Consider the following 24722-nt stretch of genomic DNA (forward strand, 5'->3'; position numbering starts at 1 on the left):
CCAAGCTTTTATTCACAAACAATTTGATTCTTAAATTTCACGCTGATCCGCTCGTAAGCATTCCAGCCTTTTCTAGGTAAAATCTCTTTATAGAGCACTTCGATCCGTTTGAATTTGCTCTCGATATCGAGCGCATCCCCAAACTCGATCACCTGCTTGCCCACTTGCTGGTGCAGGCGGATGTCGTCTTTCTTATTGATCTCCAACTCGGTCACCTGTGCACTCCAAAATTCATTCTCTGTCACAAAACGGATCAGAGGCATCAACTCCGGCATGCCCTCCACACTCCCCTGGTCCATGAGCTTTTCGGCGTAGTCGCCTTCCAAGATCAGCACGCGGCTGGTATAGGTTGGCGAAGTGGGAATGATCAATCCCTCGCTCGTGATGTAGCCGTCCGCACCTAGGGGACGTGCGATCCTGGCAATCGGCTCGTGCTGCTGGAGCCTTACTTTCAGTATTCCCTTATGCCCTATCGATGCCTGCACGGACTTGATAAAAGGGTGTCCGGCGAGGCGTTTTTCTACCTCCGCCAGAGGAATTTCGGTCACTGGAAACCCTGCTTTCAGCTCTGGAAAAGCCGAGTGGATGATCTGCTCGATTTCCTTGTCTTCGACAAAATACACCCCGCTCACCGCCTCCAAGTCGACCTCAAGTCCCCCGAAGGACTTCAGTTGAGCCTGTTTTTCCACAAAGCCGATGAACCCAACCAATACCAGGCACAGTGTCAAAAATCCAAGCGGCTTCTTCAGTCTGCTGATTTTCATGCTTCCTCCGGTTTTGTTCGCAAATTCATCCATTCAGCTATGCCCGGTACCAACCGATCTATATCTCCGGCACCCATCGTCACGAGGACTTCGGGTCGGGATTCCTTCAGGTAGTCCATTACCTGCGCCTTGCTTATCAAAGTTTTTTTCTTGGCTTTTATTCCGTCCACGAGCATCTCAGACGTCACCCCCGAAATCGGCAGCTCACGTGCAGGATAGATATCCAGCAAGACCACTTCGTCCGCCAGGGAAAGGCTTTCAGAAAATCCCGGTGCAAAATCCCGCGTCCGCGTAAAGAGATGAGGCTGGAAGATCACCGTCAGGCGCTGGGCAGGATACATTGCCCTGACAGAGCTTAGGCAGGCCTTGATTTCCTCGGGATGGTGGGCATAGTCGTCGATGTAGATATGACCTGGAACAGCCGAATGAATCTCGAAACGGCGTTTCACCCCACGGAATGATTTGACGCCGGCACGAATCTGATCTTCGGTAGCTCCATGATCCACGGCTATGGCGATGGCTGCCAAGGCATTTTCCACGTTGTGGAATCCCGGAATACGCAGCTCCAATCCTTTGATTTGCATCTTCGGACCAATGTAGTCGAAGAGGAAAACACCGGGCTTGGCAATGATATTTTCGGCATGGATGCCGGAGGATCTCAGTCCATACTCCCTGATTCCGGCAGCGATACCAAGATTTTCACCTAAGCGATACCATGCATGGGTCTGGATATAGAGCTTTCCTTTCTTGTCCAAAAGCTTGATAAAATCCCTAAATCCCGCCAAGATGGTCTCTTCATCGCCATAGATATCCAGATGATCTGGATCGGCGCTGGTGACGACAGCTTCGTTGGGAAAAAGTCTCAGAAAGGAGCGGTCAAACTCGTCGGCTTCCACCACGACTAAAGTCGGCTCTTTTGATTTACCAGGGAGGATCAGGTTGCTGTTGTAGTTTTGTGTGATTCCCCCCAAGAAGGCCGCCACAGGCTTTCCTGCTGATTTCAGAAGATGAGCCACCAGCGAAGAGGTACTTGTCTTGCCGTGCGTTCCGGCCACCGCAATAGTGTGAAACTCTTTGGTAATCATCCCCAACACCTCCGAGCGCTTCTTCAGCGTATAGTGTGCCTGGAAGAAATTCAAAAGAACACTGTCTTTTGGAATGGCAGGAGTCCATACCACCAAAACTTCTTCCGGATTGGTGGTAAAGTCAAACGGAATCTCTACCGTAGAATCCAGAAAGCTGATCACCATGCCTTCTTTCTCCAACTCCTCTGTCAAAGGCGAAGGGGTCTTGTCGTACCCTGCGACAGGGAACCCTTCATGACGAAACCATCGGGCCAAGGCACTCATGCCTATGCCGCCGATTCCGAGGAAGTATACCTTGTATATGCCCTTAAACATCATTTGACGAGTTTTTCGATTTCTACCACGATGGCATTCGCCGCATCCGGTTTAGCCAGTTTCTTTATATTCTCCCCAAGTGTTTTCACATACTCGGGGGTTTGCAACAGGCCATCGACCTTTGTTTTCAATCGGCCAATGGCTTCCGAATCCCGCAGTAGCAATGCTGCTCCATGCTCTACATAAGCCATGGCATTCTTGGTCTGATGGTCTTCGGCCACGTTAGGAGAAGGAATGAAGATCACCGGCTTGCCCACCAGACTGAGTTCCGAAACCGAGAGCGCTCCTGCTCTGGACACGATCACATCCGCCGCTGCATAGGCCAAATCCATCTCTCGGATAAATTCTCTCAGGTGAATGTGTTTCAATCCAGACTCCTCCAGCTTAGCCAGCATCTCCTTGAAATAGAACTTGCCGCACTGCCACAACAACTGAAAGCCTTCCAATTCGAGGTTTTTCATGTCTTGCAGGACCGCCTGGTTGAGCGTTCGGGCTCCCAAAGAGCCTCCCAAAACCAAGATGGTCTTGCGCTCAGCAGCTAATCCAAAAAGCGCAATTGCTTTTCCTTTTTTTCCTGACAAGTCCAGGATGTCCTTCCTTACCGGATTTCCGGTGACCCGGATCTTATCAGCAGGAAAGAATTTCTCCATATCCGGATACGCCACACAGATTGCATTGGCCCGCTTTGCCAAAAGCTTGTTGGTCAAGCCGGCATAGGAGTTTTGCTCTTGCACCAGCGTAGGCACTCCCTTTTTTTGTGCCGCGTACAGCACCGGTCCGCTTGCGTACCCGCCGACTCCGACGACGGCATCAGGGCGGAAATCCTTCACAATTCTGGAAGCAATCCTCAAGCTTTTCAAAAGCTTGATAGGGAAGCTCAGGTTGTCGAGCGTCAAGCTACGCTGAAGTCCCGCTACGGGAAGGCCCTTGATTGGGTAGCCTGCTTCAGGCACTTTCTGCATTTCCATTTTTCCCAAAGCACCCACAAACAGAATCTCACTGGCAGGATGCTTTTCCTTCCAGGCGTTGGCAATGGCAATGGCGGGATAGATATGTCCGCCGGTGCCTCCACCGCTGATGAGAATTCGATATGTTTTTGGCGTGTTGATGTTATTTTGGGTTTATGCTGTTCTCAATCTGTTGTTTGTTCGGTTCATCTCCGGAGCGGGGGCGGTAACCTCATCGGAATGGTCCCCACGGCTTACACTCAGGATAATCCCCAAAGCCGTCCCGGTGAATACCAGCGACGTCCCTCCCATACTCAGGAGCGGAAGCGGAAGACCAGTGATCGGCCCTAGCCCTACGGCCACGGCCATATTGACCAAGGCTTGGATAACCAAGGCGAAACTCAAACCTGCGGAAAGCAATCCTCCGAAGGCCTTGTTGGAACTGGCGACGATACGCATGCCTCTGTAAAGTAAGGCGAGGTATAGAAAGAGCACCGTGGCTCCGCCCACCATGCCATATTCTTCAATGATAATGGCATAGATAAAATCCGAATAGGGGTGCGGAAGGGAATTGCGCTGCTCGCTATTGCCCGGACCTTTACCAGTAACCCCGCCGGTTGCAATGGCGATATACGACTGCTCCGCCTGAAAGGGGATCTTGCTGTCATCATCCTTCGATTCCCAAAACGCTTCGATTCGTGACCAGAACGTCTCTCCCCGTTGTCCGGTAAAAACCGCGATCGTCAGTCCCAACATTCCGACCATGATGACCAGTCCGAGGTATTTCACCGGCACTCGACCGATAAACATGATCAAAAGACAGGTAACCAAAAGCAAGATCGCCGTCGACATATTGGCCATTCCGATCAGTGCGCAGATCACCCCGATGGAAAGTATAATCGGCAGAAAAGTCCCTGTGAAGTCTTTGATGTTATTTTGTCGCTTGGCCAGCATAGCAGCCAAGGCCGCTATCAAAGAAAGCTTGGCCAAATCCGAAGGCTGAAAAGCCTGATTGATAACCGGAATCGTCAGCCAACGGTTGGCGTCGTTGATATTCGACCCAAAGAAATAGGTGAATGCCAGCAACGGAATGGACAGATACATGAACAGACGCGCGTAAAGCGCATATTTCCTGTATGGCATCTTGTGGGCAAGCCACATCACAAAAAGGGAGATGAACACCAGGAAGGAATGCCTAAACAGATAAAGCTCGGTATTCCCGCCTGCTGTTTTATAAGCGAGAGTCCCGGTCGCTGAATACACCACCAGGATGCTGAACAAAGACAGCAAAATCACGATCGCCCAGATGATGGGATCGCCCTTAAACTGCTCGTCTATCCATGCCTTCAGTGCTGTCATGCGTTTTCTTTTTCTATCAATCCCAAAACCGCGGACCGGAATTGCTCCCCACGGTCCTCATAATTCTTAAACAAGTCGAAGCTGGCACATGCCGGAGAAAGCAAAACAACTTCTCCCGACCCAGCCAGCTCCTGTCCCCAAGCCACCGCCTGGCGTATATCCTGGGTCTCTTTGATCTCCGAAACAATTCCGGAAAAAGCACCCTTGAGCTTCTCGTTGTCCTTGCCAAGGCAAATCAGGGCCTTCACCCTTCCATGTGATACCAAAGGCTTCAAGACCGAGTAATCGTTTCCCTTGTCTACTCCTCCAGCGATCCAGACCAAAGGTTCGGAATAGCTCGATAGCGCATAGAAAGTCGATTCCACATTGGTTCCTTTGCTATCGTTGACGAATCTTACTCCGTCTACCTCTCGAATCAGCTCCATGCGGTGCGGGGCATTTTTGAAGGAGCCAAAGCCTGCCAGCAACTGCTCTCGGCTCACTCCTACCAACAAGGCAGCAGTACCGGCGCAGAGCGCGTTCAGAATGTTGTGCTTGCCCGCAATGGAAAGTGCCGATACGAGGATCGATTCTGTTCTACCTTCGACGGTATATTCTAAGTTTTCCCCATCGCTGAATGCCCCTTTCGGTTGTTTTTCCACCAATGAAATCCCATGCAATTCGGCAAGAAAGGGCTTTAGCTCCATTCCCTTCTGGGTGAAATAGTCCTCCAGATATACAATCGCCTTTTCCTGGGAAGTCATGTTCTCGAACAAGCTCATCTTGGAAAGGATGTATTTGTCTATCTCATACTCGTAGCGATCCAGATGATCTGGAGTAATGTTGGTCAGGATTGCAATCGTCGGCTTGAAAGTCTGAAAGCCATCTATTTGGAAACTCGACACTTCAATCACCCACCAATCATGGTCTCTTTCGACCAATTGAGCAGCCCAGCTTTGGCCTACATTGCCGGCCAATCCTACATCGTATCCAGCCTCCCGAAGCAGATGATAGGTCAGAAGCGTCGTCGTGGTTTTTCCGTTGGTACCCGTGATCGCGATGACTTTCCCTTTGCTGAAGCGGAAAGCAAACTCAAGCTCATCAACCACCGGAATGCCTTTTTCCCTCGCGGCTTTTACCAGGGGAGCTTTCTCTGGAATGCCCGGACTTTTGATAATCAAATCGCTAGACAGGATTTTTGCTTTGCTGTGCACGCCTTCTTCAAAGTCTATTCCGGCCTCCCGAAGCGACTGCTTCCTTTGCTCCGAAATAGTGCTCAGATCAGAAACCCAAACCCCATAGCCTTCCCGTTTTGCGAGCACCGCTGCTCCCAATCCGCTTTCTCCGGCTCCAAGGATGGCTATCTGTTTCATTTTTCTATCTCAATTTCAAAGTCGCTAGACTGATGACTGCCAGAAGGATTCCCACAATCCAAAACCGCGTCACGATCTTGGCCTCATGGATCCCCTTTTTTTGGTAGTGGTGGTGAAGCGGCGACATGAGGAAAATCCTCCTGCCCTCGCCGTATTTTTTTCGTGTGTATTTGAAGTAGCTCACTTGGAGCATCACGCTTACATTTTCGATGAGGAAAATCCCGCACATGATGGGGATCAGCAGCTCTTTGCGAAGCGTAAGAGCCAGCACCGCAATTACTCCACCGAGCATCAACGAGCCAGTGTCTCCCATGAATACCTGCGCAGGGTAGGCATTGTACCAGAGGAAGCCGATGCAGGCTCCGATAAATGCCGAAGCGAAAATCACCAGCTCTCCCGAATTGGGGATATACATAATGTTGAGGTACTGGGAAAAGATGGCGTTACCGCTTAAATAGGCGAAGATTGCGATCGCCAAGCCGATGATCGCGGATGTTCCTGCCGCCAGTCCGTCGATACCGTCGGTAATATTGGCTCCGTTGGACACTGCCGTGATGATGAAGATGGCGACGAGGATGTAGAGTACTGGCACGGCGGATTCGCCCAGGAATCCCAAGATCTTCCCATAGTCCAGCTCATTGTTTTTCACAAAAGGAATGGTGGTCTTCAGCGCTTTGACGTCTTGGAAGGAAGGCGTCTCAACTATGCCCTCCTCGATGGAGACCGGCGTGGAAAACTCCCGGATCACCACATCGTCGTTGTAATAGAGCGTAGACCCTACAATGATCCCGATTCCGATTTGCCCGACGATCTTAAACCGCCCTTTAAGTCCTTCCTTGTTTTTGCGGAACACTTTGATGTAGTCGTCCAAAAACCCAATCAGGCCCAGCCACACCGTCGAAATCAACAGGAGGATGATGTAGATATTGTCCAGGTCTGCAAATAGCAGCGTGGGAACCAGGATGGCGGCGATGATCATGAGCCCGCCCATGGTAGGGGTGCCTTTCTTTTGGCTTTGCCCTTCCAAGCCCAAGTCGCGCACGGTTTCGCCAATCTGTCTGCGACGGATCCAGGCGATGATATTTTGCCCAAAGGTGATCGTAATAATCAGGGAGAAAACTGCCGCCATCCCCGCACGGAACGAGATGTAGCGAAACACGCCCGTTCCGGGGATGTCCAGCACTCGATCTAGGTAGTCAAAAATGGGATAAAGCATATCAGTTTTCGGTCATTTGTTCTAAAATCTCTGTCACTACCTCGGCATCGTCGAAGTGGTGTTTTACTCCTTTGATATCCTGGTAGTCTTCATGTCCCTTTCCTGCGATCAGGATAATGTCTCCCTTTTTAGAAAGCATCACCGCGGTCTTGATGGCTTCTCGCCGATCTTCTATGGTCAGGGTTTTTCTCAAATCAGTCGGTCCTATCCCCGCCTGCATGTCCCGCAGGATATCCATGGGTTCTTCGAAGCGCGGATTGTCCGAGGTAAAAATGGCTTTGGTGCTCTCGCTGACAGCAATCTTTGCCATGACGGGACGCTTAGTTTTGTCCCGGTTTCCCCCGCAGCCTACCACGGTGATTAATTGCTCGTTTCCGTTGCGCACGCCGTTGATGGTTTTAAGCACATTGTCCAGCGCATCAGGCGTGTGGGCATAGTCCACAATCGCTATGATTCCTCCGATGGCGATCCGGTCAAAGCGTCCTTTTGCTCCCCTGATACCGGAAAGCATCCGGAGTACTTCGTCTTCGTCCTCTCCCAAAAGCACGGCTACGCCGAGTACTCCTAGGAGATTGTAAGCGTTAAAGGCTCCAATCATCCTAAACCAGATCAACTTGTTGTTGATCTCCAGTTCCAAACCCTCGAGTGTATTGGAGATGATTTTGCCTTTGAAATCAGCCGCCGACTTCAATGCGAAGGTTTGGTGGACAGCTTTACAGTTTTGCAACATCACCATGCCACGCTTGTCATCGCCATTCACCAGAGCGAAAGCATCCTTGGAAAGCTCGTCGAAGAGTTTCTTCTTGGCTTTGATGTACTCGTCAAATGTCCCGTGATAGTCAAGGTGATCGTGGGTGATGTTGGTAAACACGGCTCCCGCTAGCTTCAGTCCTGCAATCCGCTCCTGCACGATGGCATGGGAGCTCGCTTCCATAAAACAATGCGTGCAGCCTTGGTCTACCATCTTGCGAAGCAATGCCTGCACACTCACCGCATCAGGAGTGGTATGGGTGGCTGGGATAACAACTTCGTTGATCTTGTTTTCGACCGTGGAAAGCAATCCTGTGCTGTAGCCCATGGCGACGAAGAGCTGGTGTAGCAGCGTCACGGTGGTCGTTTTGCCGTTGGTACCGGTCACGGCGACTACCTTGATTTTTTCTGAAGGATTATCAAAAAAGTTGGAAGCGATGATTCCCAAGGCTTTGGCAGAATCCACCACCTGTACATAGGTGATTTCTTCTTGGATGGCTTCGGGAAGCTTTTCACATACGATCACCGTCGCTCCTTTTTCCAGAGCCGCGGCGATGAACTCGTGCCCATCCACTTGGGTACCCGCTACTGCGACAAAGGCGGATCCAGCCTCGACTTTTCGGCTGTCAAAGACTATTCCGTTAACCTCGCGCTCCATGTCTCCCATGGTCGAAGTGAGCGAAACTTTGTACAATATGTCCTTGAGCACTTTCATCTATCCCAATACCAAGTTTATCGTTGCATTTTTGCCAAGCTGGCTGCCGGGGGCTAGCGACTGCTCGAGCACTTTCCCTTTGCCTTTGTAGATTACTTTCAGACCCTTGTTTTCCAAGATAAAAAGGGCGTCCCGCAGGGGCATTCCAAAGACATCCGGCACCACGGCCTTGTCCGTATCGTTGACCTTCAACTCAAACCTCTCCGCAATCTTGGCAGGCATCACCCAGTCCTCAGCCGTGGGGCTGTCGACCGAAAGACCCAGCGTCTCGAAAATCCCCTGAAGTTCTTCCCCCTTGCCCGCACCGATGTGGGGCATTTTGGTGTTTTGGTTTTCAGCAAGGAAAATCTTGGACTGATCCACGGGATTCAGTTCCATGTCCAAGGCATAAATTCTATCCGCGATCTCCTTGAATACTGGAGCCGAAACGTCTCCGCCATAAGCCGCAAAGCCATTGGGGCTGTCTATCACGACGATCATGCTGTATTTGGGCCGATCTGCCGGGAAGTAACCGGCAAAACTCGTATAGTAGGTTTCGGTATATCGTCCGTTGACTATCTTCTGGGCAGTTCCGGTCTTACCGGCGATTTGGTAATTGTCGTTCAGGATATTTTTGGCTGTACCGCGAGTCACCACTCCTTCAAGCAGTTCCTTCAACTGTCCTATCGTCTTTTCAGAGGCAATCTTCTCACGCAAAACCTCGGGCTCGAAGGTCTCCACTTCAATGTTTCCCCTTCCCACCGCCTTCACGAATATCGGCTTCATCATCACACCGTCATTTGCCACGGCATTGTAGAAGGCAAGTGTATGGATGGGATTGAGTTTGGATTCATAGCCTATGGAAATCCACGGGAGGGAGGTTCCATACCAAGTCTTTGTCCCCGGTTTTTTGAAAAAGGGCTTGCCCTCGCCTGCCAATTGGAGTTGGAAAGGCTCCGCCAAACCAACCTTGTCCATGTAGGCCATAAATTTGGATGGACTGGAGCCAAAGTGCATATCCACCAGTTTGGAGATGGCGACATTGGACGACTTCTCAAATGCCTCCCGGATCGTTATGGTACCAAAACCGCCGTTTTTGGCGTCATACATGGTTTGGTTGTAGAATCGATGAGCACCATTTCCGGTTTCGATTTTTTCGTTCAGGCTGATCTTGTTTTCCTCCAACAGTGCCAGCATAGACAGCAGTTTGAAAGTCGAGCCTGGCTCGGTGCTTCCGATGTCACCCACGGCATAGTTGTAGCTCTCGGAATAGCCAACTCCACTCTTGTTGCGCTGTAGGTTTGCCATGGCCTTGATGTGGCCGGTCTTTACTTCCATCACGATCACCGATCCAAACGCTGCCTCCCGATTGGTCAACTGTCTTCTCAGCGCCGTCTCTGCAACGTCTTGGATATTCACATCCAAAGTCGTGAATACGTCGTAGCCATTATCCGGCTTGATGTCTTCCGCGTCGAAGACTGGCTTCCAGCTTCCGCCTGCCAGTCTTTGAAAAAGTGCCTTCCCGTCTTTTCCTTTCAGGTAGTTGTTGAAGCTGTATTCGATCCCTGCCCCGTAGTCGTCTTCATTTAAAAACCCTACCGTTCGGCTGGCTAGGGAATTGAAGGGTCGGTATCTTTTTTCAACTTTTTCGAAGATTACTCCCCCGCCCAATCGCCCTTCACGGAAAATCGGCCAAGAGGTCATTTTCTGCATGTCCTGGTAGCCAATCTGCTTTCGGTTCAGGATGAGGTAGCGTTTCTTGTCCCCCCGTGCGTCCTGAATCATACGCTTGTAGGCGGTTGCAGACTTGTCTTTGTAAAAGGCAGAAAGTTTCTTGGATAGCGAATCTATGCCAGCCTTAAACTTGGCATCCTTGGCCATAGTCGGATCTATCGCGACCCGATAAAAAGGCAAACTCGTCGCCAAAAGACTTCCGTCAGCCGCATAGATATTTCCCCGGGTGGCAGGCACTTCACGAAACTGGAAGTTTACCTGCTCCGCTTTTGCGCGCCACTTATCCCCTTCCTTGAGCTGCACTACGGCGATCTTATACGGAATCGCACAGGCAACCAAGGCAATCAGGATGAAGACCACCCTTACACGGAGCACTATGGAGCGTTTGATATTCACTTTTCTACCTCGATTTTGATCGGCGGTTGGTTCAATTCTTGGATATCCAGCTTGGCCACACGCTTGGCCACTTCGGACTGCATGCTACTCTGCATGTATTCTGCCTCCAGGGTGGTGACATCCGCACGGAGATCCTCCACTTCCTGTTGGGCCTTTTCTATTTTCCGGGTCATATTTTCAGCCCGATGGTTGCTGTAGATATAGATCAGCGCCAATAGTGCCAGAAAACCAATAGGCGGTACCAGCTGTACTGGTACTCCTTCACCCAAAATCCCCTTTACGTCAAGCTTTTCCTCGATCCAGGTGAAAACGGTTTTTCCGGCACCGCTCTTGGGAGCACTGCCGGCCTTCAGTTTTTTCTTGAACGTGTTCTGACTCATTTCCCTGTTCTTTCTGCTATTCTCAACTTTGCACTTCTTGCTCGCGGATTGGAAGCGACTTCAGCCTCGTCGGCGACGATCGCCCCTCTCGACACGGGCTCCAATGGACGGATCAGATTGCCATAGAAGTCCTTTTCCACCTCGCCCTGAAACTTCCCCTTCGCGATCAGATTTTTTACCAGCCGATCTTCCAGACTATGGTAACTCATCACCACCAACCTGCCTCCCGGCTTCAGAAGCTCCACCGCGCTCAGCAGCATCTCTTCTAGTGCCCCCATCTCATCATTCACTTCGATCCTCAAAGCCTGAAAGACCTGGGCGTAGTACTTAAAGTCTTTGCCCTTGGGTGCAAACTGCTTTAGGAAAGCCGTGAAGCCCTCGGTGGTCTCAAAAGGCTTGAATGCACGCTCCGCCACGATGGCCTTGGCCAAGGTCTTCGCATTTTTGACTTCCCCATAGATCCCGAGAATCTTGTGGAGTTTTGATTCCTCATAAGTGTTCAGCACGTCCTTGGCTGAAAGCTCTGAGGATTGGTTCATCCTCATATCCAGATTGCCACTGAAGCGGGTAGAAAAGCCCCTTCCGGGCTCATCGATCTGGTGCGAAGAAATGCCCAGATCGGCCAAAATACCATCGACTTGCTTGACACCATACAGCCGGAGATAGCGCTTGATATCCCGGAAATTTGCCTGGACAATCGTAAAGCGATCGTCTTTGGGCACATTGGCCAACGCGTCCTCGTCTTGGTCAAACCCATAAAGATGCCCCTTGTCCAAATGCTTCAAGATCTCCCTCGAATGCCCTCCGCCCCCAAAAGTCACATCGACATAGACCCCGTTGGGATCAATAGCCAAAGCTTCAGTGCATTGAGCGAGCATCACTGGGATATGGTACACAGACTCTGTCATGGCTTTACGAGAGAAGTTTTTCCATCTGGGCGGATATCACCTCAGGATCCAAAATGACATTCTCCAGATACTTACTAGGGTTCCAAAGTTCTATTCGAACTCCCATGCCCACCACTACTACATCCTTATCCAAACTGGCATAGGTTTGGTAGAGCTTAGGAATCAACAATCTTCCCGTGCTGTCCAATTCCACCTCGACGATTGAGCTAAAAAAAGACCGCTGAAGCAATCGCTGCTCGGCATTGTTGATGTTCAAGGACTTAATCTGACTCTCGAGCTTCTTATACTCTACCATAGGATACAAGGCCAAGCACCTGTTTTCAGCCATCCGCAGCATCAAAGTCGTGCCGTTGGCTTCAGGAATTGCCCCCTTGATCTTGGAGGGCAAAACCAGTCGTCCCTTGGGATCCAGCTTTGCGTCGTACTGACTGTTGAACATAATTTGGACTCGATTGGATAGAGTTTACCGTAAAGACAAAAGTAGAAAATCGATTTCACTTTCTCCCACTTTCTCCCACTTTTTCCCACTTTGAATTAAAAGTAGCCAAAAGATCCGTCCATCCCAATAGAATTTGGAAAAATTCAAAGAAATTTTTGTTGACTCTCAGACGTTTATCTCTCGCCTTCCAATTCACAAAAAAGCCTCCCAGAAGCCTATTTGGGCAGGTTTGATCCAAGGTTTTTTTAGTTCAAATGCGTACGTTCCGCCGCCAGGCAGCCGGCCATCTGAATGAACTCTGCCCAAAATCGTTACGACGTGAAAAACAAGGGAGGCGACTATGGAAAAAGCAACGAAAACGTAAGTCGCATATCCTACTTCGTGACTTTTGAGAGCGGACGGTCCTAGGGAGAAGATAGAATTCTGGCACTTTTATATCTTTGAAAAAACTGTTTCGAACAAGCGATGTGCAAGCACCTTCCTATTTTTCTTCTTTTCGTTTTTAATATTTCCCTGTCTTCTTTAGCCCAAAACCAGCGAGACACCGTAATGCGGCAATCCTCGATTCACCATACCTCCAAAGGCTTTGAGTTCATGACTTCGGATGGTGATTTCTTATTACAGTTTGCAGGTCGTCTCCAGTTTAGGTTTGCCTCTCCAGACGACCAAAACCCAGTGACATTCGATGACTTCACCGATCAAAACACGCGACTTTTCAAAATCAACCGCGCTCGCCTCAAGATTGGAGGACATGCCTATAAACCCTGGCTGAAATACTATTTCGAGTACGAATTGGCGCAAAGCAACCTACTGGACTTTAGGATCATGATCGAAAAGTGGCGGTGGCTTAACTTCAAATTTGGACAGTGGAAAGTCGAGTTTACTAGAGAGCGGTTCATTAGCTCTGGCGAGCAGCAAATGGTCGACCGCTCATTGATTAACAGAGCCTTTACCCTAGATAGGCAGCAGGGACTGACTCTATACGGCAACCTCGCTGGAGAAGGCATTGCAAATTTCAACTATTGGGTAGCCATACTCACTGGAAGTGGCCGAGGCGCCACTAGCAATGACGACTCAAAACTAATGTACTTTGGTAGAGTACAGTGGAATTTTCTCGGGAGGGAAGTTCCCTTCGAAGGAGGAGATTTGGAGCTTTCCCAAAGGCCGGCGGCTAGTTTGGCAATAGCAGCAGTGACCAACACCAGCCCCTATACTCGCTTCTCACAATCAGGCGGGGGATCTCTCGAAGGCTATGAGGGCGGACTCCCGGGGCAGTATACCGTCAACCAATTTCAAATCGAAACAGCTTTTAATTTCAAAGGATTCTCATGGGCCTCAGAGTTTCACAGAAAATACATTGTCAACAACCCAACAAATGTCACGACTGACCTTGGTGGATACTACTTCCAAGCTGGATACTTCATGCATGAACTATTGGATTTCTGGCCGGAAAAACTTGAAGTAGCATCCCGTTATGCCCAATATCGGCCAGATCTGAGCATCATCGAAAACCAACAAAATGAGTTTGCGGTGGCATTCAACTACTTTTTTGTCGGACACAAAAACAAACTTACGGTAGAGCTGACCCGGTTTGAATTCAGGGACAAAAGCTTAACTCAAGATGATGAAACACGCATTCGCGTGCAATATGACGTTTCGTTTTAATGCCGATTGGTATAAAAAAACCTGCCTAAAGGGCAGGTCTTTTTGGAGCATCAACACACAATTATTAATTCTTGTCTTTTTTCAAGTCTTCTTTGAGCAGCTTCTGAAACTCCTCCATTTTAGCCTCGTGTTCTTTTTGCCAAACTTCCATCTTCCGCTGAAACTCTTCCATCTTGGGCTTTTGGGCTTCCTCCCATTCTTTCATCTTTAGCTCAAACTCCTTCATTTTCGGTCCTTGAGCCTCTTGCCAAGCTTTCATTTTTTCTTCGAACTCTTTCATTTTTGGCTCATTGGCGGCTTGCCACTCTTCCATCTTCAGTTCAAATTCCTTCATCTTGGGGCCGTTGGCTTCTTGCCATACCTTCATTTTCTCCTCAAATTCTTTCATTTTGGGACCATTGGCCGCTTCCCACTCCTCCATCTTGAGTTCAAATTCCTTCACTTTTGGAGCGAATTCCTTTTCAAATTTCGTCTCCCATTCTTTCGCTCTCAGCTCCATATCCTTGGCCCATTTCTGCTTTTCCTCCTTCGTCATTTTAGTAGTGTCTTCCCAGGCAGGGAAAGGGGCCATGTCATACTCAAATGCAAAATCGACATCCATCTCTGGCATAGGGAAAACTATGTCGTTCATTTCGAAAGCTGGTATCACTGGCATCACCGCCATGACCGGCATATCCACAGTGAAATCGAAAGCAGGCAGAGGGGCAAGCTCCATGTCCACAGGAAAAATCGGTGCCGGCGGAACGTCGAAATGCGGCATGTTTTCGGAGTCAAAAGTCCGAAGTTTATCCAAAGCAGCTTTGGTTTTGTCGCTCATTACGATTGTATCGCCATTTGATATCAACAAGTCGCCGCTGATTCGGTATGCCTGGCCAGTTTCGTCCGTGACGACGTGGTTGCCGTAGACAAAATCGGGGGCTTTCGCTTTTGGCTCTGCCGGTTTTTTGACGACCGTATCCTGTGGTGCCACAGGGTCGGGAAAGGTTTGCTGGATGGCGGCCACCGGTGCTTTAGGGGTGATCGGACCGACCTGCTTGGGAGCGTCCTGCTGGGCACTTGCCATCAGGCCAACGCTGAGAAATAGGGTAAGTAGCATAGGGATAGAAATAATAGGGGTTTGCGGATAGTTTTGGGAAGGATAGCCTAGGATCCTTTTGATTCGTTGCAGGGTAGGGTTCCGGTGTTTCCCGGCAGCCATAGCGAGTTCAGGAGGATTTTGCTTTGCGAAATTGAGTACTTCAGCGAGGCTGTTTGCGAGTGACTTGGGTTCGACTCCGGTTTTCAACACCAGGTCGTCAGCGGCATTTTCCCGTAGCTCTTTCACGGCATTGTTTATCCACCAATAGCACGGGTGAAAGAAGAAAAGCACCTCTAGACCAGAAAGCAGCAAGTTGGCGATGTAGTCATTGCGTTTCACATGCGCCAACTCATGCGCAATGATGGCCTCCAATTGCTCGGGGGAAAGCTGGAAAAGCAAGCCGGCAGGAAACAGGATGACAGGCTTCAGTGTACCAAAGGTCAACGGCGACACCCCGAAGGAGCTCATCCGCAACTGTACCTCTGCACTTATACCCATCTTTCCAGCCAGACGATATACTATCTTTTGGATCTGAAAATCATCGACAAGACTGGAAGATTTGCGGAGTCCGCGGATCTCGGAAAGGCTGTTAACCAATCGAAACATAAAGAGCATCGCGCCCAAAACCCACAAGTTGACGAGCAATGGAATATTCTGCTCTATCCAATAGATGGCGCGGTCTACTCCGGTTTCGATCCCAGCCTCGGCTTTGAGCAAAGCAGAACTCTCCCAGAAAACGGAGGTATCGGCAACTGAGCTAAGCGCCGTCAACTCATCGTCTGGCTGATATTCATAGATGAAGGTCGCCGACGAGACTATCAACGAAAGTACCAAAGCCCCCACTGCCAAGCCATACTTGACGGCAGGCCTACTCCGATGCATGATTTTGAGCACGAGCCAAAGTAGACCCGCAATGACCACTAGTTGCCACAGGGAATGCACCAAGGTCCAGCCCAAAGCCTGGAGTAGATTATCCGGAATCCAGTCAATCAAAATTTTCATTTGGATTTGTTTTCAAGTTGATCTAAAAATGCGCGTATTTCGTCGATTTCATCCTTGGAAGGATTCTCTTGACCCAAGGCCTGCATCACCAAGCTTTTGGAGGAGCCTCCGAAAGCGGTGCTCACCAGATTTTTCAAAAGCGAGTTTTGAGTGTCTTTTTGATTTGTCGCGGGCCGGTAGATATGCGAGCGGTTTTCTTCATCCCGATAGACCATTCCCTTGGCGTGCATGATTTGCATGATTTTAAGGGTGGTCGTATAACCGGTCTCCTTGGACTCGGACAATTTCTCGTGAATCTGGCGGACACTTGCTTCTTTCATTTCCCATAAAAGAGTCAAAATCTCCAATTCTGCTTCTGTTGGCTTGCTCATGTCAGTACTTACGATAGCTTTCGTACCAAAGTTATACGAAGCGAATCGTAATTTCAAAATAAGTACGACAATTATCGTATTAAAAAATGTTAAGCGCTGGTTTTCTGCACTTTAATAATCCTATCATCAAAAACTCTCCTCTGATCATTTCTCTCTCCATCAATAAAGGCCATCTTGATTAACTTTAAGCCTATGTGTCTTGTCGCCTTGTCGTGGAGATCCCATCCGGAGTACCCACTTCTTATTTCAGCCAATCGGGATGAATTTTTTGATCGTCCCACCTCGCCCCTGCACCGCTGGGAAAACGGCATCTATGCTGGCAAAGATCTCCGTGGCGGCGGCACTTGGATGGGTTTTCATCCAGACGGAAAATGGGCCCTCTTGACAAATTATCGGGACTTTCTCCATCCAAGGATTCCGGAGATCAGCCGGGGGAGGTTGGTTCTTGACTTTTTGCAAGAGTCGCTTTCACCCGAAAACTACCTAGACCGTGTAGTGTCGGATAGAGAACGCTATGATGGATTCAACCTGATACTCTCGGACGGGAAAAAACTGCATTACTACAGCAACTATGGCCCGGATCCGATGGAGCTTCAGCCGGGGATTTACGCCGTTTCCAATGGCTTGATCGATGCTCCATGGCCTAAATCGAAACTTGCCGCTAAACAAATGGCGAACCTTCGAAAAGCAGATCCGGACGCGGACGCCCTCCTCTCAATCCTGAAGTCCAATGAAACATTCCCCTTGGAAAAGCTCCCTAAAACAGGCGTAAGCACAGCCATGGAGCAGCAGCTTTCAGCGCAATTTATCCGAATGGAGCCTGGTTATGGAACTGTTTCGGCCACATCTGTTTTAAGAGACCAAAGCGGATTTACCCAGCTAAAGGAGCGGAGTTTTGACTGGAATCAAGAAAAATACCGTGACATTTCTTTCAGCTTTCAAACCTAACCTATGCAAAAAATACACGACCTCATCATCATCGGCGGGGGACCGATTGGCTTGGCCTGCGGAATAGAAGCAGGAAAGGCCGGCTTGGACTACCTTATCTTGGAAAAGGGTGCCCTTACGAATTCCATCTTTAACTACCCCGTCAACATGACCTTCTTCTCCACTTCTGACCGACTGGAGATGGCCGACATTCCCTTTATGTCCATTGGCGTGAAGCCTACCCGTACCGAGGCCCTGGAGTACTACCGCCGTGTGTACCTCCATTACAAATTGAAGGTGAACCTGTACGAAGAGGTAAAAACTCTCCAAAAGACAGAGGACATTTTTGAAATCAAAACATCAAAATCAGACTACAAAAGCAGAAATATCGTGCTCGCAACGGGATTCTATGACCTTCCCAATCTGATGGATGTCCCTGGAGAAAACCTTCCCAAAGTGCTGCACTACTACAAAGAACCCTGGCCATTCATCGGCCAAAAAATACTGGTAGTAGGCGGGGCAAATTCCGCTGTGGACGCTGCGCTGGAATGCTGGAGAAAAGGCGCTGAGGTAAGCATGGTACTCCTGGGTGACGAAGTGGATGAAAATGTAAAATACTGGGTTCGCCCTGATATCATCAATAGAATCAAAGAAGGCTCGATCCAAGCTTTCACGCGATCAAAGGTCAAGGAAATACGAGAGAAAGAAGTGGTCATCGCCACTTCCGCGGGAGATGTCAGTATTGAAAACGATTGGGTGCTGGCCATGACGGGATACAAACCCAATTTCGCCCTATTGAATCAGCTGGGGGTGGAAATGAGCTTGGACGAGAAGCGGCAGCCCTGCTACGACCAAGCTAATCAGGAATCGAACGTCCCTGGAGTCTACCTTGCGGGAGTAGTCTGCGGGGGATTGAACACCCGGGAATTCTTCATCGAAAACAGCATTGCGCATGCCGAGTCAATCGTCAAAGATATTCTCAAAAAGTCCAATCGGGATTGACAAAAGCAATTGGCTCCGCTAAACTGCATAAAAAAACCGGCCTCGGCCGGTTTTAATTTTTTATGATTTCAAGCTATAGTTAGGAGCTTCCCTAGTCACGCTCACGTCGTGAGGGTGCGACTCTTTCACCCCGGCTGTAGTGATTTTCACGAATTTACCGTTCGTTTGAAGATCTTCAATGGTCTTGGTACCACAGTAGCCCATGCCGGCCTGAAGCCCGCCGACCAGTTGATAAAGCACTTCGGAGACCAAACCTTTGTAGGGCACTCGTCCCACGATTCCCTCTGGCACCAATTTTTTGATGTTGTCCTCGGCATCTTGGAAGTACCGGTCTTTGGAGCCAGATTCCATTGCTTCCAGTGAGCCCATGCCTCGGTAAGATTTGAATTTTCTTCCTTCGAAAATGATCATTTCCCCGGGAGCTTCTTCCGTTCCTGCCAAAAGAGATCCAATCATGATGGAGCTTCCGCCAGCGGCAATGGCTTTTACCAAATCCCCTGAATAACGAATCCCACCATCGGCGATCACCGGCACACCGCGATCTTTCAGTGCCTCAGCACACTCAAAAACAGCAGAGAGTTGTGGCACTCCGACACCAGCAATAACGCGGGTAGTACAAATCGAGCCCGGGCCTACTCCCACTTTCACAGCATCGGCACCAGCATCTGCCAGCGCGGTCGCCGCTTCCGGAGTAGCAATATTTCCTACGATCACTTCCAGATCAGGAAATGCCGCTTTGATTCTTTTGCAAGTTTCGATCACCCCCTTGGAGTGCCCGTGCGCCGTATCGATGGATACCACGTCGACACCGGCGTTTTTCAAAGCTTCCACTCGCTCCACGATATCAGCTGTCACTCCTACCGCCGCTCCAACTCTCAGACGGCCATATTCATCCTTGCATGCATGGGGTTTGTCTCTTCTTTTCAGAATATCCTTGTAGGTGATGAGACCCGTAAGCTTGTTTTCGTCATCGACGATGGGAAGCTTTTCTATCTTATACTCTTGTAGGATCTCTTCGGCCTGCTCCAAGGAAATCCCGGACTTGGCCGTAATCAGATTATCCTTGGTCATGATTTCACGAATCAGACGGTTTTGGTCCTTGATAAATCTTAAGTCACGGTTGGTGATGATTCCTTTCAAGACTTTGTCTCCGTCGACCACTGGAATCCCCCCGATGTGATATTCCCTCATGATAGTCTCAGCATCGCGAACTTTGGAATCAATGTGAAGGGTAATCGGATCAAGAATCATCCCGGCCTGAGAGCGCTTCACTTTTCTGACTTGAGCAGCCTGCTTCTCTATCGACATATTCTTGTGGATAAAACCGAGACCACCTTCCAAGGCGATGGCAATGGCCAACTCTGCCTCAGTGACGGTATCCATCGCTGCTGACACGAGTGGAATGTTCAATCTGATTTTTTTGGTAAGTTGGGTGGAAGTGTTGGTCTCGCGTGGGAGCACTTCGGAATAACCCGGGACGAGAAGCACATCATCGTAGGTGAGGGCTTCGTAGAGGAACTTCGAGGAGTTTCGATTCATGGCAAATATTGGTTATAGGTAACCCTATTTGCCCGTCAAAGGTACAAACAAAAATCTATGCCATGCCAGCAAAAAACAAAAATAAATGTGGAAACGACGTTCCTCTGCTCTTAGTTTTAAAATATGTTTTGGAACCAATACCCAAAAACAACAAATCAGTCCAACGCCTTTTGGAAAAGACTAATCAGCTTGAAAGCTTTGGACTGGCCTTAAAAGACGGCGGATTGTTAGACGCACATCACTCTGATTTCTTTTTCAGGCGGGCAATGTAAAATCCATCAAAGCCGCTTTCCTGGGCAAGGACTTTTTTGTCCTCGATCAGCTCAAAGCTCTTGCCGGCCTCGCTGCCGAGAAATTTCTGAATCTGGAGTTCGTTTTCAGAGGGCAGAATACTACAGGTCGCATACACCATTTGCCCACCCGGCTTCAGCATGGAGGGGTAACTCTGAAGTATTTCCTGCTGAGTCTGTCTTACCTTTTCGATGGATTCGAGACTTAGTTTCCATTTGGTGTCTGGATTTCTGCGCAGCACACCCAGCCCAGAGCAAGGCACGTCAAGCAACAGCCGATCAGCGGACTCTTTCAGGCGCTTGATGGTTTTGGTGCCTTCGATGACTTTGGGTTCGAAAATGGAAACGCCGTTTCGTCTCGCCCGGAGCTTTGCCTGCTGGAGCTTCCACTCCTCCACATCCATGGAGATGACTTTTCCCTTGTTTTCCATCAAAGCTGCCAAATGAAGTGACTTCCCTCCGGCACCTGCACAGGCATCGATCACTCGCATGCCCGGCTCTACCGCCAATGCCGATGCCACCAGCTGTGAGCTTGCATCTTGAACTTCAAATAGCCCAGCCTTAAATGCGGGATTGCGAAAAACGTTTTGTCGCTCTTCCAAGATCAACGCATCGGGATAGCCTTTGGCCAGATAAGTATCGATCCCATCCTCAGCAAGCTGGTTTTTAAGCCTTTCCCGGGTGGTCTTTAGCGTATTTACCCTTAAAACTACTTCGGCTTCTTCATTGAGCGCGTGGATCTCAGATGCCCATTTTCCTCCCAATTCTGCCTCTCCCAGCTTCTGAAGCCAGTCAGGTATGGATTCCAACAAGGCGGGATCGGTGATGGACTCGTATTTCCCCTTCAGTTTCTCGGGATTTATCCGTGCAAACTCCTCCCAGTCCGGCAGCGCATTCCCTTGCATCAGCCAATAGGTCCCAAACAAATCCCAATAGTCCTTGGACGGGCTCAAATGGTTGATCAACCTCCACCAGCGCACCATTTCGTAGGTGGTCTCGGCGATAAAAGACCGATCCCTCGCACCCCATTTGGGATTGGATTTCAATGTACGCTCGATCACTTTGTCTGCGTATTGACCGTCTTCAAAAATAGCTTCAAGTGCGGTATGTACGCCGCGGATGGTATTGTTATGTAGCTTCATGGGAAGAAATTCTCCCCGCAAAGGTAAGGGGATTTGTCGAGGAATAGCTTTTCGCAGGAAAAGGCCGCCGCCACGGGGCCAAATCCCTTCCCCTGCTTACCTTTGCGCATGCCAATCTCAGTACAGGACTTTTCAAAAAAACTGACTCTCCAACTACTCGAGCTCTATCCGGAGCAGGAAGCCAGTAACCTCGTGGAATGGCTATTGGAATATCACATTGGCATCAGAAGAGCCGATAGTTTCAGATCTTTTGACGAAGAAGATCTCCCCGCGAAATTATATCAAGATCTGGAAAGATTGAAAACCGGCGAACCGATCCAATACATCCTGGGAAAAGCGCCGTTTTATGGACGGGAGTTTGCCGTGACGCGTGACACCCTCATCCCCCGCAATGAGACAGAAGAGCTCGTTCATCTTATCATCAAAGAAAACAGGGCTCCGGGACTCAGAATTCTCGACATTGGAACCGGAACCGGCTGCATACCTATCAGTCTATTCTTGGAGATGGATCATCCTACGGTTCATGGACTGGATTTTTCGAAGCCTGCCCTGCAAGTTGCAAAAGACAATGCCAGGGACCTGGGGGCAAGAGTCAGTTTTGAGCTTTGCGACATTCTATCCCAGATGCCCGCGTTTGCCAACGTAGACATTTTAGTATCCAACCCACCTTACGTATTGGAGTCGGACAAAAGCAAAATGCATCAAAATGTCCTCGCGCACGAGCCGTGGAGTGCATTGTTTGTACCCGATGAAGACCCCTTGCTTTTTTATCGGGTTATAGCTGAGAAAGGGAAGCAACTACTGGTTCCCCATGGGAAAATCTATTTTGAAATCCACGAATCCCAAGGAAGGGCGGTCAAGGAGCTTTTGGAGAATTTGGGCTACACAAACGCGAGGGTCGTCCAAGACCTGAATGGAAAAAACCGCATGTGTATGGCCATGCTCTCCTGATTCTGGTGTAAAATTTCTGGGAAGAGATCAGATCCCTTGGTAGTTTTATCTCAAACCAATTGCTATCCTCATGAAAACTGACGTCCGATCAGACCTTGCTTTGCTCATCCTACGCCTGGGAGCAGGCGCTATGATGCTCACCCATGGCATTCCCAAAATCATGCGATTCTTCAGCGGAAACGAAATCAAATTTGCCGATCCCTTTGGACTGGGGCCGGAAATCTCCCTGGCAATGGCGGCATTTGCCGAAGGAATATGCTCGATCTTGGTAATACTCGGATTCAAGACCCGACTTGCCTCGATTCCAATAATACTGACTATGCTGACCGCGGCATTTTACGCACATTGGGATGATCCCTTTGGAAGAAAAGAATTGCCCCTCCTATTCTGCGTAGTCTTCATCAGCTTGCTGCTGACTGGCGGTGGAGCCTACTCGCTTGACAATCTCAAGAAGCGCTAACCAAAAAGAGGCTGTCTCATAACTGATGTTTGTCACATTGAGCGAAGTCGAAATGCGGCTATATTTTCTGTAAATGGCCTTACTCCCGTAGCCCCAGTGCTCAGGCTGACACAATCAGGCCTTTTGAGACAGCCTCTTCCTTTAGGCATTTTCGAGGGCCTTTATGTCAAACTTTTTCATTTTTAGAAAAGCTTCAACGACTCGCTGTCCCTTTTCCGGATCAGAGATCAAGTCTGGGAGTACCGTGGGAACAATCTGCCAGCTGACCCCAAACTTGTCCTTGACCCAGCCACACATACTTTCCTCCCCGTCTTCAGTCAGCTTTTTCCAAAAGAAATCTATCTCCTCCTGGCTGTCGCAGGGAATAACCAGGGACATGCCCTCGGTAAAACCAAACTGGTGACTAAAGGAGCTATCCATCGCCGCAAACAACTGCCCATTCAGCAAAAACTGCGCATGGTTGATCTTCCCTTCCTGGTCTCCAGCGTCGTTTCCATACCGGGATATAAACCGAGTGGATGAGTCTGGAAAAGTAGACGTGTAAAACGCCAATGCCTCCTCCGCTCTACCAAACTGCTCCCCGGTAAACATCAGCGCAGGGACGTACCGCTGCCTGATCCCCTCGGGCACATTGCTTTCCAGCTGCCAGCTCACGCCGAATTTATCCTGCACCCAGCCATACTTTTTGGACCAGGGATAGCTGTCCAAGGGCATCATCACCATTCCTCCATCGCTCAGCTTTTGCCAGATGCGCTCCAGTTCTTTTTCATCTGGAAAAATGGAGTAAATGGAAATACTCGGATTGGGCTGGAATTTCGGTCCTCCGTTTAGGCACATGAACTTTTCGCCCCCGGATGACCACAGGGACACCATGGGATTCTCATCTTCGATTTTGGCATCTGGAAACACCGAGCAATAAAACTGGGCTGCCTCTTTGGCTTGGTCGGCCATCCAAATGCAGGGATAGAGGGATTTCATATTGGCGGGGTTTAGTGTTCGCAGATTTCCTTAAGCCGCTTTAGCGCTTTGGGCCACATCTTCTCAAACATTTCCTTGTATTCTCCGGCAGACTCCATATCCACCTTGAGCAGCGTCCTGTCTCCCTGATCAACGAAACTGTAATTTTCAGTGGCTCCTGCAAAAGCCTCCACTTCGGGGCCAGAAGTGATTTCCTGTCCATCCGCATACAAGCCGTAATGCTCGATGGAGATATACTTGTCATTGACACGATCGGCGATTTTAGCGACCATGCCGCCTTCCTTTCCATCATCACCTGGACCGAGGAAAAGAATCTTGGAACCCTTGGTCCAGTCACCTTTATAGTAGGATCCCGGATTGAAGGCCGTAGTCCAGTCTCGGTAAGATTCGTCTGCCAGCATAAGCTCAAACACCTTGGAAACCGGTGCATCGATCTCTATTTCAAAATGCATGGAATCATGCTGGAAGCCTTCCACATATTTTTTGAAGTTGTCTAGGATGGATTGCCAGCCATCGCGCTGCATTTCTTCGGAGTTTGTCTGCTCAGCGTCAAACGTCACATTGACTCGTGTACTTCCGCCTTGGTCGATGAACTCCACCTCTGCTTCTCGCCCATCTCCCATCACGTAGCTTAGCAGTTCGTTGGGCTGCACTTTTTGAAAGACCCCCTCGAAATCAAAACCCATGGAACCATCCTTAGCTTCCATGCGATAGGAAAAGCTTCCGCCGGGCTCCAATTCGTTTTTTGCTGACGGGGAATGCCAGTCTGGCGAAGCGCAATTCCATTTTACGATATGCTTGGGAGAATTGTACGCTGTCCATACCTGATTGACAGGTGCGGCGATTTCTGCGGAAACTGTGATTTTTGTTGCTGGCTTGGTAGTCATAGTGATTGTGCGTTTTGGGTTTTTCATACTATACAAACTTAACTAAGTTCGGGTGAAAGAATTGGGTGAAACCTGACAAGGAAAGGGGCTT

General features: G+C 49.4%; 22 protein-coding genes. 5 read left to right on the forward strand and 17 right to left on the reverse strand.

Features of this window, described 5'->3' with window-relative positions:
- Positions 1 to 8: 8 nt before the first annotated feature.
- Genes J0A67_RS13235 through mraZ form a run of 11 tightly spaced genes read right to left on the reverse strand, consistent with a single transcriptional unit; the run spans position 9 to position 12339 of the window.
- A complete protein-coding gene (locus J0A67_RS13235; protein WP_206569844.1) occupies positions 9 to 764 on the reverse strand; it encodes a cell division protein FtsQ/DivIB in 756 nt (251 codons plus the stop codon).
- The gene (murC, locus tag J0A67_RS13240) at positions 761 to 2167 is read right to left on the reverse strand and encodes a UDP-N-acetylmuramate--L-alanine ligase (RefSeq protein WP_206569845.1); all 1407 of its coding nucleotides are present in this window, start codon (positions 2165 to 2167) and stop codon (positions 761 to 763) included. The genes J0A67_RS13235 and murC overlap by 4 nt, the downstream gene beginning before the upstream one ends.
- Positions 2164 to 3273, reverse strand: a complete 1110-nt coding sequence (murG, locus tag J0A67_RS13245) for an undecaprenyldiphospho-muramoylpentapeptide beta-N-acetylglucosaminyltransferase (protein ID WP_206570422.1) — start codon at positions 3271 to 3273, stop codon at positions 2164 to 2166. The genes murC and murG overlap by 4 nt, the downstream gene beginning before the upstream one ends.
- Positions 3274 to 3285: 12 nt before the next feature.
- Positions 3286 to 4470, reverse strand: coding sequence for an FtsW/RodA/SpoVE family cell cycle protein (locus J0A67_RS13250; protein WP_206569846.1), 1185 nt, complete (start codon positions 4468 to 4470; stop codon positions 3286 to 3288).
- Positions 4467 to 5822, reverse strand: coding sequence for a UDP-N-acetylmuramoyl-L-alanine--D-glutamate ligase (murD, locus tag J0A67_RS13255; RefSeq protein ID WP_206569847.1), 1356 nt, complete (start codon positions 5820 to 5822; stop codon positions 4467 to 4469). The genes J0A67_RS13250 and murD overlap by 4 nt, the downstream gene beginning before the upstream one ends.
- Before the next feature lie 4 nt (positions 5823 to 5826).
- The gene (mraY, locus tag J0A67_RS13260) at positions 5827 to 7038 is read right to left on the reverse strand and encodes a phospho-N-acetylmuramoyl-pentapeptide-transferase (protein ID WP_206569848.1); all 1212 of its coding nucleotides are present in this window, start codon (positions 7036 to 7038) and stop codon (positions 5827 to 5829) included.
- Position 7039: 1 nt separating this feature from the next.
- Positions 7040 to 8503, reverse strand: coding sequence for a UDP-N-acetylmuramoyl-L-alanyl-D-glutamate--2,6-diaminopimelate ligase (locus tag J0A67_RS13265; RefSeq protein WP_206569849.1), 1464 nt, complete (start codon positions 8501 to 8503; stop codon positions 7040 to 7042).
- Positions 8504 to 10612: a PASTA domain-containing penicillin-binding protein gene (locus J0A67_RS13270; protein WP_206569850.1), complete on the reverse strand. Its 2109-nt coding sequence runs from the start codon at positions 10610 to 10612 to the stop codon at positions 8504 to 8506.
- Positions 10609 to 10992, reverse strand: coding sequence for an FtsL-like putative cell division protein (locus J0A67_RS13275; protein WP_206569851.1), 384 nt, complete (start codon positions 10990 to 10992; stop codon positions 10609 to 10611). The genes J0A67_RS13270 and J0A67_RS13275 overlap by 4 nt, the downstream gene beginning before the upstream one ends.
- Positions 10989 to 11900 (reverse strand): 16S rRNA (cytosine(1402)-N(4))-methyltransferase RsmH, encoded by a 912-nt coding sequence (rsmH, locus tag J0A67_RS13280; protein ID WP_206569852.1) that lies wholly within the window; start codon positions 11898 to 11900, stop codon positions 10989 to 10991. Before rsmH ends, J0A67_RS13275 begins: the two co-directional genes overlap by 4 nt.
- 4 nt (positions 11901 to 11904) lie before the next feature.
- A complete protein-coding gene (gene mraZ, locus J0A67_RS13285) occupies positions 11905 to 12339 on the reverse strand; it encodes a division/cell wall cluster transcriptional repressor MraZ (protein WP_206569853.1) in 435 nt (144 codons plus the stop codon).
- A gap of 549 nt (positions 12340 to 12888) precedes the next feature.
- Between mraZ and J0A67_RS13290 the strand changes: the two genes are divergently transcribed.
- The gene (locus tag J0A67_RS13290) at positions 12889 to 14004 is read left to right on the forward strand and encodes a porin (RefSeq protein WP_241265189.1); all 1116 of its coding nucleotides are present in this window, start codon (positions 12889 to 12891) and stop codon (positions 14002 to 14004) included.
- 64 nt (positions 14005 to 14068) lie between these two features.
- Here J0A67_RS13290 and J0A67_RS13295 read toward each other — a convergent pair whose 3' ends face one another.
- Both J0A67_RS13295 and J0A67_RS13300 read right to left on the reverse strand, forming a co-directional pair.
- Positions 14069 to 16084 carry a M56 family metallopeptidase gene (locus J0A67_RS13295; RefSeq protein ID WP_206569855.1) on the reverse strand — a complete coding sequence of 672 codons (2016 nt, stop codon included), beginning with the start codon at positions 16082 to 16084 and terminating at the stop codon, positions 14069 to 14071.
- Complete coding sequence (locus tag J0A67_RS13300) at positions 16081 to 16455, reverse strand: BlaI/MecI/CopY family transcriptional regulator (RefSeq protein WP_206569856.1); 375 nt, start codon at positions 16453 to 16455, stop codon at positions 16081 to 16083. Before J0A67_RS13300 ends, J0A67_RS13295 begins: the two co-directional genes overlap by 4 nt.
- Before the next feature lie 192 nt (positions 16456 to 16647).
- On the opposite strand from J0A67_RS13300, the gene J0A67_RS13305 reads away from it, so the two are divergent.
- Both J0A67_RS13305 and J0A67_RS13310 read left to right on the forward strand, forming a co-directional pair.
- Positions 16648 to 17403 (forward strand): NRDE family protein, encoded by a 756-nt coding sequence (locus tag J0A67_RS13305; RefSeq protein WP_206569857.1) that lies wholly within the window; start codon positions 16648 to 16650, stop codon positions 17401 to 17403.
- 3 nt (positions 17404 to 17406) lie between these two features.
- The gene (locus J0A67_RS13310; RefSeq protein WP_206569858.1) at positions 17407 to 18384 is read left to right on the forward strand and encodes a YpdA family putative bacillithiol disulfide reductase; all 978 of its coding nucleotides are present in this window, start codon (positions 17407 to 17409) and stop codon (positions 18382 to 18384) included.
- Positions 18385 to 18444: 60 nt separating this feature from the next.
- Here J0A67_RS13310 and guaB read toward each other — a convergent pair whose 3' ends face one another.
- Entirely contained in the window at positions 18445 to 19923 is a 1479-nt protein-coding gene (guaB, locus tag J0A67_RS13315; RefSeq protein WP_206569859.1) for an IMP dehydrogenase, read from the reverse strand.
- Positions 19924 to 20161: 238 nt separating this feature from the next.
- A complete protein-coding gene (locus tag J0A67_RS13320) occupies positions 20162 to 21355 on the reverse strand; it encodes an RsmB/NOP family class I SAM-dependent RNA methyltransferase (protein WP_206569860.1) in 1194 nt (397 codons plus the stop codon).
- 108 nt (positions 21356 to 21463) lie between these two features.
- Between J0A67_RS13320 and prmC the strand changes: the two genes are divergently transcribed.
- Together prmC and J0A67_RS13330 are read left to right on the forward strand one after the other, a co-directional pair.
- Positions 21464 to 22306, forward strand: a complete 843-nt coding sequence (prmC, locus tag J0A67_RS13325; RefSeq protein ID WP_206569861.1) for a peptide chain release factor N(5)-glutamine methyltransferase — start codon at positions 21464 to 21466, stop codon at positions 22304 to 22306.
- A gap of 70 nt (positions 22307 to 22376) precedes the next feature.
- The gene (locus tag J0A67_RS13330; RefSeq protein WP_206569862.1) at positions 22377 to 22766 is read left to right on the forward strand and encodes a DoxX family protein; all 390 of its coding nucleotides are present in this window, start codon (positions 22377 to 22379) and stop codon (positions 22764 to 22766) included.
- Positions 22767 to 22907: 141 nt separating this feature from the next.
- Here J0A67_RS13330 and J0A67_RS13335 read toward each other — a convergent pair whose 3' ends face one another.
- On the reverse strand, positions 22908 to 23744 hold the full coding sequence (locus J0A67_RS13335; RefSeq protein WP_206569863.1) for a VOC family protein: 837 nt from the start codon (positions 23742 to 23744) through the stop codon (positions 22908 to 22910).
- Between the two features lie 11 nt (positions 23745 to 23755).
- Positions 23756 to 24631: an SRPBCC family protein gene (locus tag J0A67_RS23230; protein ID WP_206569864.1), complete on the reverse strand. Its 876-nt coding sequence runs from the start codon at positions 24629 to 24631 to the stop codon at positions 23756 to 23758.
- Positions 24632 to 24722: the final 91 nt, after the last annotated feature.

Source organism: Algoriphagus aestuariicola (genome assembly GCF_017254835.1).
Lineage (GTDB): Bacteria > Bacteroidota > Bacteroidia > Cytophagales > Cyclobacteriaceae > Algoriphagus > Algoriphagus aestuariicola.